Raw genomic sequence first — 15315 nt, forward strand, 5'->3', positions numbered from 1 at the left:
TCCAGTAAAAATAGTCTAATCAATTCGAATACGTGGATCTACAGCCATCAAGATCAAATCTGAAAGTAATGTCCCTATCAATCCTAAGAATCCGTAGAACAACACAAGGACAAAGATGACACTGTAATCTCGCGTGTTGATTGACTGGAGGAATAAATATCCCATGCCGCGGTAATTAAAGATCTGTTCGATAAAGATTGATCCGGTAAATAGACTTACAATTGTAAATCCAAATCCTGATGCGATCGGTAGTGACGCATTTCTGAAGATATGTTTAGTATAGACCTTAGATATCGGCACACCTTTAGAACGTGCCGTCTTCACATAGTCTGATACTTTGGCATCGATAATTTCACTTCTTAAGTACTGAATGATCGATGTGGTCCCCAGTATTGCAGTTGTAATCGATGGCAGTATCAGGTGATACAGCTGACTAGTCCATCTTTCCCAGGTCGTATTTGCATTAATGCTTATCGACCCTCTGGACGGGAACCAGTTGAGGTTGTACCCGAATATCCACACCATAAGCAAGGCTAATACGAAAATAGGAACGGCGAAACTGACAAAGTTATAGACCAGTACAGTTTTATCCAGTACAGACTCATTATATCTTCCAGCCAGTATTCCTAAAGGCAGACCAATAAGGTAAGTCAGAATAACTGAAAGTAAGGACAACCTTACCGTGTTTCCTAGCCTTCCACCTATAACAGCCACCACTGGCTGCTGATAGTTGAAGCTTCGTCCGAAATCACCTTGAAGAGCATCTCCAACCCATCTGACATATCTGACAGGCAGGGGATCGTTCAATCCAAACGCTTCACGCTGAGCCTCAAGCTGAGCCGGGTCCAAGTTAGGATCGACCAGTCCTCGGAATGGGTCTCCAGGCATGAAATCAGCAATAATAAAAATCAGGATACTTAAAATAATAATTTGAGGAATCATTAAAAGTATTCGTCTAAAAATCGTCTTCCACATGTCTAACGTTCCCCTCCTGTTTTCACTTTCTCATTTTGCAGAGAAGCATTAGGTGCTTCCGGCTGAAGAGCAACAAGGTGATCTTTTTTGAATTCCTGCAGATCATATACTCGCCCGTCAGGATCATAGTACTCGGTTTCCTGTGCATCATACTCGGCTTCTACGCGCTGTCTTTCAACTTTATGAGCAGCTCTAGTAGTCGGATCCATATCTGGAATTGCTGACAGGAGACGTTTAGTGTAAATATGCTGCGGGTTGCTGTAGATTTCCTTTTTTGATCCTTGTTCAACGAAACGTCCTCTGTGCATGATCGCAATGTCATCTGACATGTGCTGAACCACACCAAGGTCATGTGAAATGAAAAGGTAACTCAAGTTATACTCTTTCTGGATACGTCTCATAAAGTTAAGAACCTGAGCCTGGACGGAAAGGTCTAAAGCAGATGTCGGTTCATCAGCAATAATCAGTTTCGGATCACTGGCAACGGCACGTGCAACACCGATCCTCTGTCTCTGTCCACCGGAGAATTCGTGAGGGTACTTATACATAGCCTCTGCATTCATCCCAACGATTTCAAGTAAATCGACAACTCTACGCTTGATTTCGTCCGGAGTATAATCAAAGTAATTACGCATAGGTTCCGCAATAACGTCCAGGATACGTTTCTTTGGATTCATAGATGATGTTGCATCCTGGAAAATCATCTGAACGTCTTTGTTATACGCTGCATATTTTTCTTTGCGGCTTCTAGCTTTATTAGTTACATTCTGTCCTTCATACATAATCTGTCCTGAAGTCGCTTTCTCAAGACCAATGATCGTTTTACCGATCGTCGTCTTTCCTGATCCTGATTCTCCAACTAGACCGTATGTCTTCCCGCCTTCAATCGTCAGGTTGACTCCATCAACAGCCTTTACATAGCTCTGAATCGTGTTCAGCACGCCGCCTCGGATCGGATAATGTACTTTTAAATCTTTAACTTCAATAAATCCCTTTATTATTTTTCCTCCCCTTCAAAGTGGAAATGCTTCCAGCATGTACATCTCACTTTGTGGTTTGGACTCACTTCATGCAAAACTGGATTTTCTTCATGTGCACTTTCAGGAATCCATGGAATACGCGGAGCAAAACGGCACCCTTTTCTTGGCAGTTTCTGAAGAGAAGGCACAGTTCCATGTATAACATGAAGCTCATCATCATCACTTTCCAGTTCATGAGGAATGGAGTTAAGTAAAGAACGTGTGTATGGGTGCTTAGGATTGGCAAACAGTTCTTCAACCGGTGCTTCTTCCACAATCTGTCCTGCATACATGACAGCCACTCTATCCGCTGTTTCTGCTACAACACCCAGATCATGAGTGATTAGAATAATTCCTGAACCTGTTTCATCTTGAATATCGTTCATCAGGTCAAGTATCTGAGCCTGAATGGTAACATCCAATGCGGTAGTCGGTTCATCTGCGATGATGATCGGCGGTTTGTTAGCCAGCGCGATCGCAATGACGACCCTCTGTCTCATCCCACCTGACAACTCATGCGGATAAGCTTTCATGATCTGTTCAGGTCGAGGGATCCCAACCTGATTCAGCAGTTCAAGCACTCGGTCTTTACGCTGCTGCTCATTTAAATCAGAATGGTATTCAAGCGATTCTGATATTTGATTAAAAATAGTCATCAGTGGGTTCAGAGATCCTAGTGGATCCTGAAAAATCATACCTATATCATTACCTCTAATTCGGTTATACAACTTTTCATTCAAGTCGAGAAGGTTTAAATCTTTATATAATACTTCTCCTTTGATTTGGGTGTTCTTATGATCATGAAGTCCCATGATAGATGTAGCCAATGTAGATTTCCCACAGCCGGACTCACCGACTATTGCAAGTATCTCATTTTTCTTCAGCGTCAACGATACGCCATCTACAGCATTATGGTAAACATCTCCAAATCTGAATCCTGTTTCTAAGTTGTTAACCTCTAACAAACTTCGTTCGACGGCCACTACTTAACCTCCTATACTCTACTTCTCTGCAAGCCAGAGAAGATTATTAAACTTTCATTTGATTTTCATTAAAAGCTTAATAATATAAATCGAATTATACACCTGATTTATTATAATATCAATACTCTTTTTTAATTTTATAACAATCAGTTAAATTTTCAAGCTTTTTTTCTAACTTTATTCTAATTTAACCTAAGGAGTCAAATTTTGTTCAAAATAAACTATGCATTATCCTTGATGTAATCAACAGCTTTTCCGACAGTCGTGATCTGTTCAGCATCTTCATCTGATATTTCTTTACCAAATGTATCTTCCATCTCCATGACCAGTTCCACTATATCTAGAGAGTCTGCCCCCAGATCATCTTTAAATGTCGTGTCGCGTGAGATTTTCTCTTCATCTACACCTAAACGCTCAACAATAATATTTTTAACTTTATCAAATACTTCCTGTTCATTCATTCTACTCTACTCCTTTACTGATAATTGATCAGATTCTTTTAGTTATATTAATCTATTATTAAAATATCATTTGATTCACAAGGATAATTGTATAACATCCTCATTGTAATTTCCATATATTTTAAAAGAATTACAAAAAAACGTCATATATTACAAATATGGTCGAGCTCACTGATTTTCAAAATGACTAATTAGATCTTCAAGCAAGCTCGATTCAAGCATTTCTCTAATCTGTCTGATGGTATGATAGACTGGTTCTTCAGTTGCTGATCCATGGGTCTTAATTACTGGCGCTTTAAGACCAAACAGTACTGCTCCTCCATACTTGGAATAATCAAGCAGATCTTTCACTTCTTTGAGACTGTCTTTCAGCATCAGTCCACCAAGTTTGGCTTTGATTCCATTATCCATAATTGCACTCTTTATGACGCTCATTAGAGAGATGGCGGTTCCTTCAATAGTCTTAAGCACCGCATTCCCTGTGAAACCATCCGTAACAACGACGTCAGCAACCCCATCGAGAAGGTCTCTTGCTTCTACATTACCGATAAAATCGATCGAATCGTTTTCTTTCAATAAGGCATACGATGATTTAGACAGGTCATTTCCTTTATTTTCTTCTGTCCCGTTGTTCAGCAGTCCAACAGTCGGCTTATCTATTCCGTGGACATGTTTTGAGTAATAGGTTCCTAAAGTGGCGTACTGGTTGATATTGAGAGGTTTCGAATCTGCATTCGCCCCTACATCAATCATATTGAAGACAGCTCGTTTATCTGATAATGCAGGAAAGGTCGCCAGAAGTCCCGGGCGGTCGATTCCTTTCATACGTCCAATAATTAACGTTCCTGCAGCGAGCAATGCACCCGTGTTCCCTGCCGAGAACAAGGCGTGGTTTTCACCATTTTTTACTGAGTAAGCGGCTTTGACCATTGATGATTCTTTTTTTCTTCTAATTGACCTGACCGGATCGTCATCACTTTTGACCACTTCTTCGGAATGAACGATCTCGATGTTAGGAAGGTCTTCACTCAATTCATTTCTGATTGCTTCTTCCTTCCCATATAAAACAAGTGTCACATCTGAAAATTCTCTGGCTGCTCTTAAACAGCCTTTTACTATTTCCTTAGGGGCATTATCTCCGCCCATAGCATCTACAGCAATTCTCACTTTTATTTCCTCCTGTTACTTTATAATGTTAGTCAAGGATCGGCTGCTGATCGAGGATGATTCCTATCTCGTTTCTGAGCCCAGCATATGCTTCTTCCTGATAAAACTCTTCTGAATTCAGCAGCAGTATAGCCTGCTTACGTGCGTCTTCTAAAATTACTGCATCTTCATTGATGTCAGCAAGTTTGAATTCAGGCATCCCCGACTGCTTCAGCCCGAACATATCTCCGGACCCACGCATTTCCAGATCTTTCTCACTGAGGACAAAGCCGTCACTCGTTTCGGTGACGATTTTCATCCTCTCTGCTCCTTTTTCTCCTTTAGGATCAGCGATCAGAACACAGTAAGATTCATCTGCTCCACGCCCTACTCTGCCTCTCAGCTGATGCAGCTGAGCCAGGCCGAACCGGTCTGCGTCGTGAATGACCATTAATGTAGCGTTGGGGACATTTACGCCTACTTCGATGACTGTTGTCGAGACGAGCACATTCAGTTCGTTTGCCTGAAATGCTGCCATAACTTCTTCTTTTTCTGAAGGTGTCATTTTTCCATGAAGCAGCCCGACTGCTGCCTGACTGCCGAGAGCTCCTTGGTAGGTAGTCTGTAGTGCAGTTACATTTTCGAGATCCATAGTTTCCGACTCTTCAATCAGCGGACTGATGACATATACCTGATGGCCTTTACGCAGCTCTTTCTGTACAAAGCCAATGAGTCTGTCAAAATGAGCCGGACGGATCCAGTAAGTTGACACCGGTTTTCGTCCCTTAGGCATCTCATCGATGATCGATACATCCATCTCCCCATAAGCCGTAATCGATAACGTTCTTGGGATAGGAGTGGCCGTCATGAAGAGCACGTCAGGGTGATAGCCCTTTTCTCTCAAAGCCTTTCTCTGGTTCACTCCGAACCGGTGCTGCTCATCTGTGATTACGAGGGCGAGAGACTTGTAATTGACCCCTTCCTGTATCAGGGCATGAGTTCCAACGACACAATCTATCGACCCATTTTCCAGACCTTCAAGAATCTTATCTCTCTCTTTCCTGCGAGTGGATCCTGTCAGCAGAGCAACTGTTATATCTATATCCAGGAACATCTCATCTAAAGACTCTTTATGCTGAGCGGCAAGAATTTCTGTGGGAGCCATGAATGCCGTCTGCCTGCCATCTGTCTGGGCAGCTAATATCGCTGCAGCGGCTACCACTGTCTTTCCGCTCCCGACATCCCCCTGCACCAGTCTGAACATCTGGCGGGAAGACAGAAGATCTTTACAGACTTCATTGACTACTCTTTTCTGAGCCTCCGTCAGTTCGTATGGCAGACTCCTGAAAAATGACTTCAGTCTATCAACATCATATTCGATCCGATTACCAAACTGGCTGTTCTTCAGCTGTTTCTTTCGCCAGATCAGTTTCATCTGATAGTAAAAAAACTCTCTGAATACAACTGAGTACCGGGCCTTTTCAAGCTGCTCATCACTTTCCGGAAAATGCATATTGAATATCGTCTCTTTCATGCTCGACAGCTGAAACTCTTCCAGTAGAGTCAGTGGCATATTATCCTCTATAAAAGGATGATAGATGTCCCATGCCTGTCTAATCAGCTTGAGCAAAGTCGACTGTCTGATTTTTTTCGTCGTATGATAAATGGCTTCGGTATTCTGATCTTCATTTCCTGTAGAAAGGATTTTTATGCCGTTAAGCTGTTTTCTATTGATATCCCAGCGCCCGTATATCTTTAAAAGGTTACCGGCCTGTACCTGCTTCTGAAGAAAAGGCTGATTAAAAAAAGTCACATTGACTATCACATGATCACAGTTGATACGAAAAGTCAGACGATTCTTTCTTCTTCCAAAGTGACTCAGCACACCATCTGACAGCGCAATACCTTCAAGTACTACTTTCTCGTTATCTTCAATCTCATCGATAGCTCTGACAGTCAAGTCTTCATAGCGAAATGGATAATGGGTCAGAAGATCGTAAATGGTGTAAATACCCAAATCGTTCAGAGCATCAATTCTTTTTTCTCCAACGCCTGAGAGCACTGATACCGGGTCTTGAATAGACTGATTCACACACTCTCTCCTTTCTAAAAAAACAGGAATAGAGGAAACAACAGAATCACAAGTCGTTTCTCCTATTCCTCTTAATAATTATTCTACAGAAATCAGATACGGATAAACGGGCTGATCTCCAGTATGGATTTCGACTTCCAAATCAGGGAAGTTATCGTTAATATACTCAGAGATTTTTTCAGCTTCTTCTTCAGTTCCATCTTCACCGATAAGCAGTGTAACGATCTCGCTGTCTTCATCAACCATCAGCTCGATTGTCTTGACCGCTACATCAAACATGTCAGGCTCTGTCACTTTGATTTCTCCATCGATCAGACCCATAAAGTCGTCCTTTCGGATCGTCAGGCCGTTGATCTCGGTGTCTCTAACTGCAAATGTGACTTGACCGGATTTTACGAGATCCAGTTCTTCAGTCATTGTCTCTTTATTTGTTTCCAGATCATGTGCCGGATTGTATCCCAGCATAGCTGTCAGTCCTTGCTGGATCGTACGTGTCTCCACGACAGCAGCACTTGCTTCAATGACTTGTGCAGCCTGCTCAGCAGCCATGAAGATATTCTTATTGTTAGGCAGAATAATGTAGTTGTCTGCTGGTACGCTTTCCATGGCTTTGACGATATCTTCAGTACTTGGATTCATCGTCTGTCCACCCTGAAGCACACAATCAACACCCAGGCTTTCAAACAGGACTTTAAGCCCTTCGCCAGGAGCTATCGCTACAACAGAGAAGTCTTTTTTCTTAGTATTTTGTGGGGCTGATTCATTAGTATGAGACAGCTCTGAGTGCTGCTCACGCATATTATCAACTTTGATTTTCATCAGTGAACCGAATTTTTGGCCGTAGTTCATGACTTCGCCCGGTTTTTCAGTATGCACATGTACTTTAATGACCTCTTCATCTGCTACGACTAAAAGAGAATCCCCTAGTTTATCTAAGTAATTTCTGAACTCTTCGTAGTCAAATTCCTGCTCAACCGTTTCCCCTTCGCCGATACGGACCATGATTTCAGTACAGTATCCAAACGTGATGTCCTCAGTTGATACATGCTCATGCACGCCACCTCTGTGGTGTTCTGCACGAACCAGTTCATCCAGTTCATGTTCTTCTTCAACAAGCTCTTCTCCAGTCAGTGAAGAAAGGAACCCTTCATAAATATAGACCAGACCTTGTCCGCCACTGTCGACAACACCTACTTCTTTAAGAACAGGTAAAAGATCCGGAGTCTTTTTAAGCGATTTTTTAGCCGCATTAAGAACGGTTTCCATTATCTGGATAATATCATCAGTTTCCTCAGCCTTTTTCGATCCGGCTTTTGCTGACTGTCTGGCAACTGTCAGGATTGTTCCTTCAACAGGTTTCATTACTGCATTATAGGCTGTGTCCACTCCACCTTGAAAAGCTGCAGCTAAATCCTGTGCATTGATTTCCTCTTTGCCTTCGATCGCTTTGGAAAAGCCTCTGAAAAGCTGGGAAAGAATAACACCTGAATTTCCTCGAGCACCCATAAGCAGACCTTTGGCCAATGCCTGAGCTGTATCTCCCATATTTTCACTGGTTGAATCTTTAACAGCATTGGCTCCGCTGGTAAATGATAAATTCATATTTGTCCCTGTGTCACCATCCGGTACCGGGAATACATTCAATGAGTTAACATATTCAGTCTGTTCGTCCAGACGTTTCCTGCCCAGGGCCACCATTTCTTTAAACTTCTTTGATTTTAAACTCTTAACATCCACTTTTGCAATTTCCTCCTTTGTCACATTCAGAACAGTGACTATGGCTTACATGTCATTTTGAACTCTTACGCCCTGAACATATACATTCACTGAACTGGCGACAATACCCAGGTCATGTTCCAGCTGGTATCTCACTCGCTCCTGAACATTTTTAGATACTTCTGTTATTTTTGTGCCGTAACTGACTACGATGTAGACATCTACTGCGATATCCTGATCTTCCTGTCTGACCTCTACACCTCTTGAGTAGTTGTCTCTATTCAGGATTTCATTGATTCCATCTCTCACATGTTTACGGCTGGCCATACCTACGATTCCGAAAATCTCCGTAGCTGCTCCACCCACTACAGTCGATATGACATCATTTGACATTTCGATCGTTCCAAATTCATTGTTCAACTGAACACTCATCCTTTTTCCCCTTTCTCCTACTATATATACAGAGTTTTTTAAAGGTTTCTTTTGATATTCAAACATATTTTAGCATATCGCATCCCCTAAAAAAAGACAAGATAATCCGGACCTTGCCTCTGGGGATGAGATGAATAAACCGTTTATGTTATATCCTCCAGTATACACTGTTCCAGCCTACTTTTGTAGATAAAACTTAGTATTCATAATGACTTTCAGAAAAAAATAAATATCAAGGGCTGTAAAGTAATAATCCTTGAACGATTGCAAAAAAAGACTTGCTTCATTCACTGATATGTGATACTTTATATAAGTATGAGTTAGCTTTGTTTGTTAAAGCTATGCACGAAGGAGGAGAAAAAATGGCTAAAGAATGTTTTGTAACTGGACGTAAAGCTAGAAGCGGAAACAACCGCTCACACGCTAACAACAAATCAAAACGTCGCTTCGCTGCGAATTTACAAAAAGTTCGTATCATGGTTGATGGAAAACCTAAAAAAGTATGGGTTTCTGCCCGCGCTTTAAAATCAGGAAAAGTTGAACGCGTATAATAATAAAATCATAGAGCCTGCAGATGTTAATCAATTTAGCATGTGCAGGTTTTTTTTGATATTCTTTTATTTCTCAAAAAGGGCTGTCTAAGACAATCAGCAAAACAACCCGACAGCCCAGGACAAACTAGTCATGGACTGTCGGGTTGTTTTAATGAAATAGTACTTAAAGGATCTCAGCCAACACTATATTAAGTTCAGTCTTCTGAAAAAAGATCAGATTTATTCTGTTTGATCTGATACTTATTTATCACTCCAATTAGTCTTGACTCTTCTTTTACTGATAAAGGAGCTAGTTTTACGCCGTACTTAATGTACCGGTTCTCCTCTCCGCTCTTGCGGACAATGCACCCCTCCAGTTCAAACCATTCTTCTTCCAGTTCAAATTTAAACGTATATGTCAGAAACTCGGTGACCTTGAATGATTCTCTGCTCACAAAGGACAATCCATTACCACTAATATTGCTGAGTGTTACTTTATAAATTCTATCTTCCTTTGCCGGTAGGATCATCGTCGCTTCTTTGAACCCACTGATCCGGCAGCGGAAGAACTTCCTTCTATTACTAATCATCTGCATACCTCTATTCGCTATGTAAAAGCTTAATTTGTTATGGTATCAATTATTATATTCCTATATTAACATATCTTAGAGCGGTCTATACTATAAATTTTAACTATAGGCATATCATCTGCTGTCTTCAGTATGGTGTTCAGACAACTAATTTTAAGATGGGATAGGATTTTCACTATTATCCTTTCGCTCACCTGATTCTTTTGACTAAAAAAGCAATGAGTGCTCTCACCACTTTTGGAGAGGTCTCATTGCTTTTCGTTCAGTCAAAGTTTAGCCATCTGGATTTATTAGCATTCCTGAAATCATAATCTGATATAAATATATTCAATCTCTACTTTGAACAAAAGCTATTATACCCGACTTAAAGGACAGGTTTGCAGTTGCTGCCACGAACTCATTACTAATCAGAGCTGCTGGGTAGTCATAATCTGCTCCATCGAGCTGATACTTGAACCCCTGACCAAGAGACAGGAGCTTGACCTGAGTCATCCCGATAACCGAGCAGTAGGTTTTATTCTGCTCTTTAACCACTTTGTGTACACCGGGCCGATAATACTTTATGCTGTTAGTCTGATTGACAAACTCTATTTTTTCTAGGATGTTGTGGAATCTAGGCTGCAATGGAATCATAAGAATGCTCATCAGATGATCCAGACGCCCACCTGACCAGCCATAGACAATCACTTTTTCTGAGTCAAAATGCTTCATGACATAGATCAGACTAAGCTCTGCATCCGTATCTTCTTTATCAGGATCCACTTCAATATATGATCCAACACGTTCTTTTATCTTCTGCTTTTCCATCTCTGAAATCGAATCGAAATCGCCCAGAACCAGATCTGGTCTGTACCCATTTTCAGTTAGATAAAATGCTCCTCTGTCCACTCCGATGTAGCGATCCTGTGGGTTCTTTGGTGGCCAGACTCTTTGATCATCCGGGCTGCCCAGCATAATATGGACCGTACTCATCTAATTCACCGACTGTTTCAGATTGGTGATCTGCTGCCCAGCATCACTCGCCCCATAGACATAAGAGCCGGCTACTAATACAGTAGCGCCTGCTTCTATACAGACTTTTGCAGTCTCGTCGTTTATTCCGCCGTCAACTTCTATTTCATAGGAGTAGCCATGTTTTTCTTTCAGAGCAGCCAGCTGTTCGATTTTACTGACTGTTTCTTTAATAAATGACTGTCCTCCAAATCCAGGATTAACTGTCATGACAAGGACGAGATCTGTCATGTGCAGACTGTCAGCTATCATGGAGACGGGTGTGGCTGGATTGATCACGAGGCCGGCTTTAACATCAGCCGTTCGGATCATCTGAAGTGCTCGGTGAAGATGGACCGTGCTTTCAGCATGGATCGAGATAATATCTGCTCCAGCCTCTGCAAAATCATTGATATAATTCTCGGGGTTTTCCACCATCAGATGGCAGTCAAGAGGCAACTGGGTGTGTGGTCGAACAGATTTGACTATCGGTACACCAAAGGACAGGTTTGGTACAAAATGCCCGTCCATTGTATCGATATGAATCCAGTCTGCTCCCCCATTTTCGACTTTCTGAATCTCATTCTTCAGATTCGCAAAATCTGCACTAAGAATCGATGGCGCTATTTTTACCATTATTTTCCCCTCTTCTTTCCATAACGTGGTTTTCTGTTCTGTATTTCTTCAATAAGAGACAGATAATTATCGTATCGAAATGCTGCTATCGCTTGTTCTTCAACAGCCTTCTTGACGGCACAATTTGGTTCATTCTGGTGTATACATCCACTGAACCGACAGTCTTTTCCTTTTTCCCATATTTCAGGAAAACAGGCTGACAGATCCTTCGCATCCAGCTCATCAAACTGAATTGCACTGAATCCAGGTGTATCTGCGATCAGACCTCCGAGCAAAGGCACCAGCTCAACATGTCTTGTCGTATGCTTTCCTCTTCCAAGTGATTTGGATGTCTCACCGATCTTTAGTTTAAGCTCCGGGTCAAGACTGTTCAGCAGAGTAGATTTACCTGCTCCGGACTGACCCATGAACACAGCCAGCTTATCTTTGACCAGATCTCCAAATCGCTCCTGCAGTGTGGCTGGACTTACTTGTTCATGTTGATCCGGCAAAATTACTTTATATCCGATCGCAGTATAAATCTCAGCAAGATTCTCCGCAGAGTCATATTCTTCCTCTGTGGTCAGGTCTGTCTTTGTAATGTATATGACCGGTCTTATATGATGCTGCTCAAGAGATACAAGATAACGGTCAAGAAGAGATGTGGAAAAATCCGGATCCTTGACCGACATGATGACAAAACCAAGGTCCACATTGGCAACGGACGGACGCGACAGTTCATTTTCTCTCGGCATGATTTCTTCAAGTGTTCCTTCTTTATCTGTCTCAAATGTAAACTTCACTTTATCACCAACGAGAGGTGTTTCATTTCTCTTCCTGAAAATTCCTCTAGGGCGAGTCTGATAGACATCTTTTTCAGGTGTCTGGATATAATAGAAACCGCTGAGTGCTTTTATGATTCGTCCTTCGCGCAAGTAGTTTCCTCCTTTTAATCGTTCGGGCTTATCCCTGTTTCTTCTCTAATGACTTCTCCGTCTCTGACAATTCTGAAACTGGCTGTCTGTCCTTCTTCCACTACAAATGTAATGATTTCTGGTGTGTCTTCATAAATATCAAACGCTCGGTAGACATCGTCAAAAGAATTTTCAGCATCTTCGACATAGATCTCGATCGCATTAGGGGTCAACCCTTCCTCTGATTCTCCGTTTTCATTATCTTCTTCATTTTCTTCATCCCCATCATTTTCTGCCTCTTCTCCTGACTCACTGAGGTACTCAATGATGATGCCTCTGTCAAACGTAACATATTCAGGTTCTTCAGGTCCGGTTGAAAAGACAACTGAGATTCTAGATCCCGGATATACCGTTGTTCCCGGCTCAGGAGACTGTCGTGCGACCTGCCCTTCAGGAATCGTATCGTGCGGTTCATTGGTAATAGTTACTGAAAGGTTCAGATCATTGGCATAATCTTCTACACCCACAGAAGAATAACCAATCAAGCGTCTAAGAGTAAAGCCTTCCGGACCGCTGCTTACTTCTAGGATGATCGTCGATTCACTTGGCACTACTTCTTCGCCGGCAGGTATACTTTGGGAGACGACATTCCCTTCAGATATATCATTACTGAATACGTCTTCTCTTTCTACCGTGAAGCCCATATCTGTCAGTTCAGCTCTCGCATCCTCATATGAGACATTTTCATAATCTTCAAGGGTGATCATCTCTTCCCCCAGGCTGACATACAGGTTAACTGAAGCAGATTCTCGGAGTACTGCATCAGGTGACGGATTTGTACGGATTATTCTACCTGCTTCCACATCACTGCTGTTCTGCTCAACGATATCTCCCACCTGCAGATTCAGTTCTTCCAGTTCTTCTTCGGCCTCTTCAAGCGTTAGGCCAGCCAGATCCGGTACACTCACCTCTCTTGGACGTGTCATACTGAAGACCAGAAGAGAGCCGATCAGCATCAAAAGAAGAATAATGATGAACAGCAAGCCTTTCCTTCTCCGTTTTCTCTTCTTGTCTTTATTAGGTTCGGGTGCAGCTTTATCCGGCTCTTCAGCTGGTTTCTGCTCAGCTGAAGGTGCTTCCGTTTTATCCGGCCTGATTTTAACCGGTTCGATCATCCGTGTTTCATCGTCATGTCCAGATACGGGCGCAAATTTCTGTTCATCTGCCCGTGTTTCTGACAAGGATGTTTCTAGATCCTTCTTCATCTCTGCCACAGACCGGTATCGGTCACCCGGTTCCTTAGCTGTGGCTTTCAGAACCACATTTTCGAGAGCCTGCGGAAGTGAAGAGTCATTTTCTTTTAATGATGGCATATCATTCTGGAAATGCTTCAAGGCAATCGATACAGGAGATTCCCCATCGAATGGCACACGGCCAGAGAGCAGTTCATAAAGAAGGATTCCCAGTGAATAGATATCCGACTGTTTCGTTGCCATACTTCCTCTCGCCTGCTCTGGGGAGATATAGTGAACGGATCCCAGCAGCGAGTTAGTTTGAGTGATGGAATTTTCTGACAATGCCACTGCGATTCCAAAATCTGTTATTTTAACCTTTTCATTGTGATCAATAAGAATATTCTGCGGTTTAAGGTCTCTATGGATGATATTATGATTATGCGCATATTCCACAGCATTCAAAATCTGAGACATGATCTCAATTGTTTTCTTATAAGGAATTGGATGGTTCTGGCGAATAAATTCCTTCAAATCGTATCCTTCCACATATTCCATGACGATATAGGGTGTATCGTCTTCCCCTACATCGACCACATTGACAATATTCGGGTGGGTCAGTTCAGTTGTAGAAAGGGCTTCTCTCTTGAAGCGTCTGATACTGGCTTCGTCATTATGAAAATTATAGGCCATCAGTTTAACGGCCACATGTCTTTCAAGAATAAGATCTTCTGCCAGGTATACTTGAGCCATACCTCCGGATCCTATTTCTCTTATTATCTTATATCTGTTGCTTATTCTTTCTCCGGGAATCACTTACGCTCCCCTCCTAACATTCAGCGACTGTTCAGTCAGATCGATCAGGCAGACGGTTATATTATCTGTCGATCCATTTTTAAGTGAAGCAGCAATCAAAGCTTCGGCTTTACTGCTTAAACTCAGTTCATTTTGCACGATGTTGTTCATCTCTTTCCTGTCGACCCCATTGGACAGCCCATCTGAGCAGAGCAGGATCAACTGTGTCTCTTCTATTTTCAGTTCAAAAAAATCAATCATTACTTTATCAAATACTCCAAGCGAGCGTGTCAGGGTATGTCTCTGATGATGAGTCCTTGCTTCTTCCTCCGTAATCTCACCGCTCATACGGAGTTCGTTGGCAAATGAATGATCGACTGTGATCTGACACATATCACCATTAGCATTCAACTGGTAAGCTCTACTGTCGCCGATATTCCCTATTACAATCGTTTCATCTATAAACGCTGCAGTAACAAGGGTGGTACCCATCCCCTGAAGATCATTGTAAGTTCTGGCTACCCTGTAGATCCGCTTATTCTCTATATTTATCTGCCTGTCAAGCCATTCCTTTACATCAGAAGACCTTGAAAAAGACGTTTCTTTCCATCGGTGTCCCAGCTGCATGACAGCCATCTCGCTGGCGATATCTCCCGCCTTGTGTCCACCCATGCCGTCACATAAAATAGCCAGCAGCTGATCGGCCTGGTTGTAAAAGAGTTCGACAAAATCCTGATTAGTCGTTCTCATTCCAATATGTGTTTTCTTATAAGTATTCAGATTGTATCACTCCATATTTTCCTATGTAAATCACCGACCATA

At 42.1% G+C, this 15315-nt stretch carries 15 protein-coding genes; 1 reads left to right on the plus strand and 14 read right to left on the minus strand.

The genetic code is table 11. From position 1 onward, the window contains the following. Nucleotides 1-15: 15 nt before the first annotated feature. The 8 genes from BMX79_RS02385 to BMX79_RS02420 form a co-directional block, all read right to left on the minus strand. Nucleotides 16-975 (minus strand): ABC transporter permease, encoded by a 960-nt coding sequence (locus BMX79_RS02385; protein ID WP_091478797.1) that lies wholly within the window; start codon nt 973-975, stop codon nt 16-18. A 2-nt stretch (nt 976-977) separates the two neighbouring features. Next, nucleotides 978-1976, minus strand: coding sequence for an ATP-binding cassette domain-containing protein (locus tag BMX79_RS02390; protein ID WP_091478799.1), 999 nt, complete (start codon nt 1974-1976; stop codon nt 978-980). Next, on the minus strand, nt 1973-2977 hold the full coding sequence (locus tag BMX79_RS02395) for an ABC transporter ATP-binding protein (RefSeq protein ID WP_091478800.1): 1005 nt from the start codon (nt 2975-2977) through the stop codon (nt 1973-1975). Before BMX79_RS02395 ends, BMX79_RS02390 begins: the two co-directional genes overlap by 4 nt. A gap of 221 nt (nt 2978-3198) precedes the next feature. Next, nucleotides 3199-3438 (minus strand): acyl carrier protein, encoded by a 240-nt coding sequence (gene acpP / locus BMX79_RS02400; RefSeq protein ID WP_091478802.1) that lies wholly within the window; start codon nt 3436-3438, stop codon nt 3199-3201. A 168-nt stretch (nt 3439-3606) separates the two neighbouring features. Then, entirely contained in the window at nt 3607-4605 is a 999-nt protein-coding gene (plsX, locus tag BMX79_RS02405) for a phosphate acyltransferase PlsX (protein ID WP_091478804.1), read from the minus strand. A gap of 28 nt (nt 4606-4633) precedes the next feature. Then, nucleotides 4634-6676: an ATP-dependent DNA helicase RecG gene (recG, locus tag BMX79_RS02410; protein ID WP_091478805.1), complete on the minus strand. Its 2043-nt coding sequence runs from the start codon at nt 6674-6676 to the stop codon at nt 4634-4636. A 78-nt stretch (nt 6677-6754) separates the two neighbouring features. Continuing rightward, entirely contained in the window at nt 6755-8413 is a 1659-nt protein-coding gene (gene fakA, locus BMX79_RS02415) for a DAK2 domain-containing protein (protein ID WP_091478807.1), read from the minus strand. A 45-nt stretch (nt 8414-8458) separates the two neighbouring features. Beyond that, nucleotides 8459-8824, minus strand: a complete 366-nt coding sequence (locus BMX79_RS02420) for an Asp23/Gls24 family envelope stress response protein (protein WP_091478809.1) — start codon at nt 8822-8824, stop codon at nt 8459-8461. Between the two features lie 362 nt (nt 8825-9186). Between BMX79_RS02420 and rpmB the strand changes: the two genes are divergently transcribed. Next, the gene (rpmB, locus tag BMX79_RS02425; protein WP_034299399.1) at nt 9187-9375 is read left to right on the plus strand and encodes a 50S ribosomal protein L28; all 189 of its coding nucleotides are present in this window, start codon (nt 9187-9189) and stop codon (nt 9373-9375) included. 197 nt (nt 9376-9572) lie between these two features. Here rpmB and BMX79_RS02430 read toward each other — a convergent pair whose 3' ends face one another. The 6 genes from BMX79_RS02430 to BMX79_RS02455 form a co-directional block, all read right to left on the minus strand. Next, nucleotides 9573-9947, minus strand: coding sequence for a PilZ domain-containing protein (locus BMX79_RS02430; protein ID WP_170230944.1), 375 nt, complete (start codon nt 9945-9947; stop codon nt 9573-9575). Nucleotides 9948-10274: 327 nt separating this feature from the next. Then, entirely contained in the window at nt 10275-10919 is a 645-nt protein-coding gene (locus tag BMX79_RS02435) for a thiamine diphosphokinase (protein WP_091478812.1), read from the minus strand. After that, complete coding sequence (gene rpe, locus BMX79_RS02440) at nt 10920-11573, minus strand: ribulose-phosphate 3-epimerase (RefSeq protein ID WP_091478813.1); 654 nt, start codon at nt 11571-11573, stop codon at nt 10920-10922. Further along, nucleotides 11573-12487: a ribosome small subunit-dependent GTPase A gene (gene rsgA / locus BMX79_RS02445; protein ID WP_091478815.1), complete on the minus strand. Its 915-nt coding sequence runs from the start codon at nt 12485-12487 to the stop codon at nt 11573-11575. Before rsgA ends, rpe begins: the two co-directional genes overlap by 1 nt. 14 nt (nt 12488-12501) lie before the next feature. Next, on the minus strand, nt 12502-14514 hold the full coding sequence (gene pknB, locus BMX79_RS02450) for a Stk1 family PASTA domain-containing Ser/Thr kinase (protein WP_091478816.1): 2013 nt from the start codon (nt 14512-14514) through the stop codon (nt 12502-12504). Then, the gene (locus BMX79_RS02455; protein WP_091478818.1) at nt 14515-15243 is read right to left on the minus strand and encodes a Stp1/IreP family PP2C-type Ser/Thr phosphatase; all 729 of its coding nucleotides are present in this window, start codon (nt 15241-15243) and stop codon (nt 14515-14517) included. It abuts the gene before it with no gap. Nucleotides 15244-15315 lie beyond the last annotated feature (72 nt).

The organism is Alkalibacterium pelagium, from assembly GCF_900109325.1.
GTDB classification, from domain to species: Bacteria; Bacillota; Bacilli; order Lactobacillales; family Carnobacteriaceae_A; genus Alkalibacterium; species Alkalibacterium pelagium.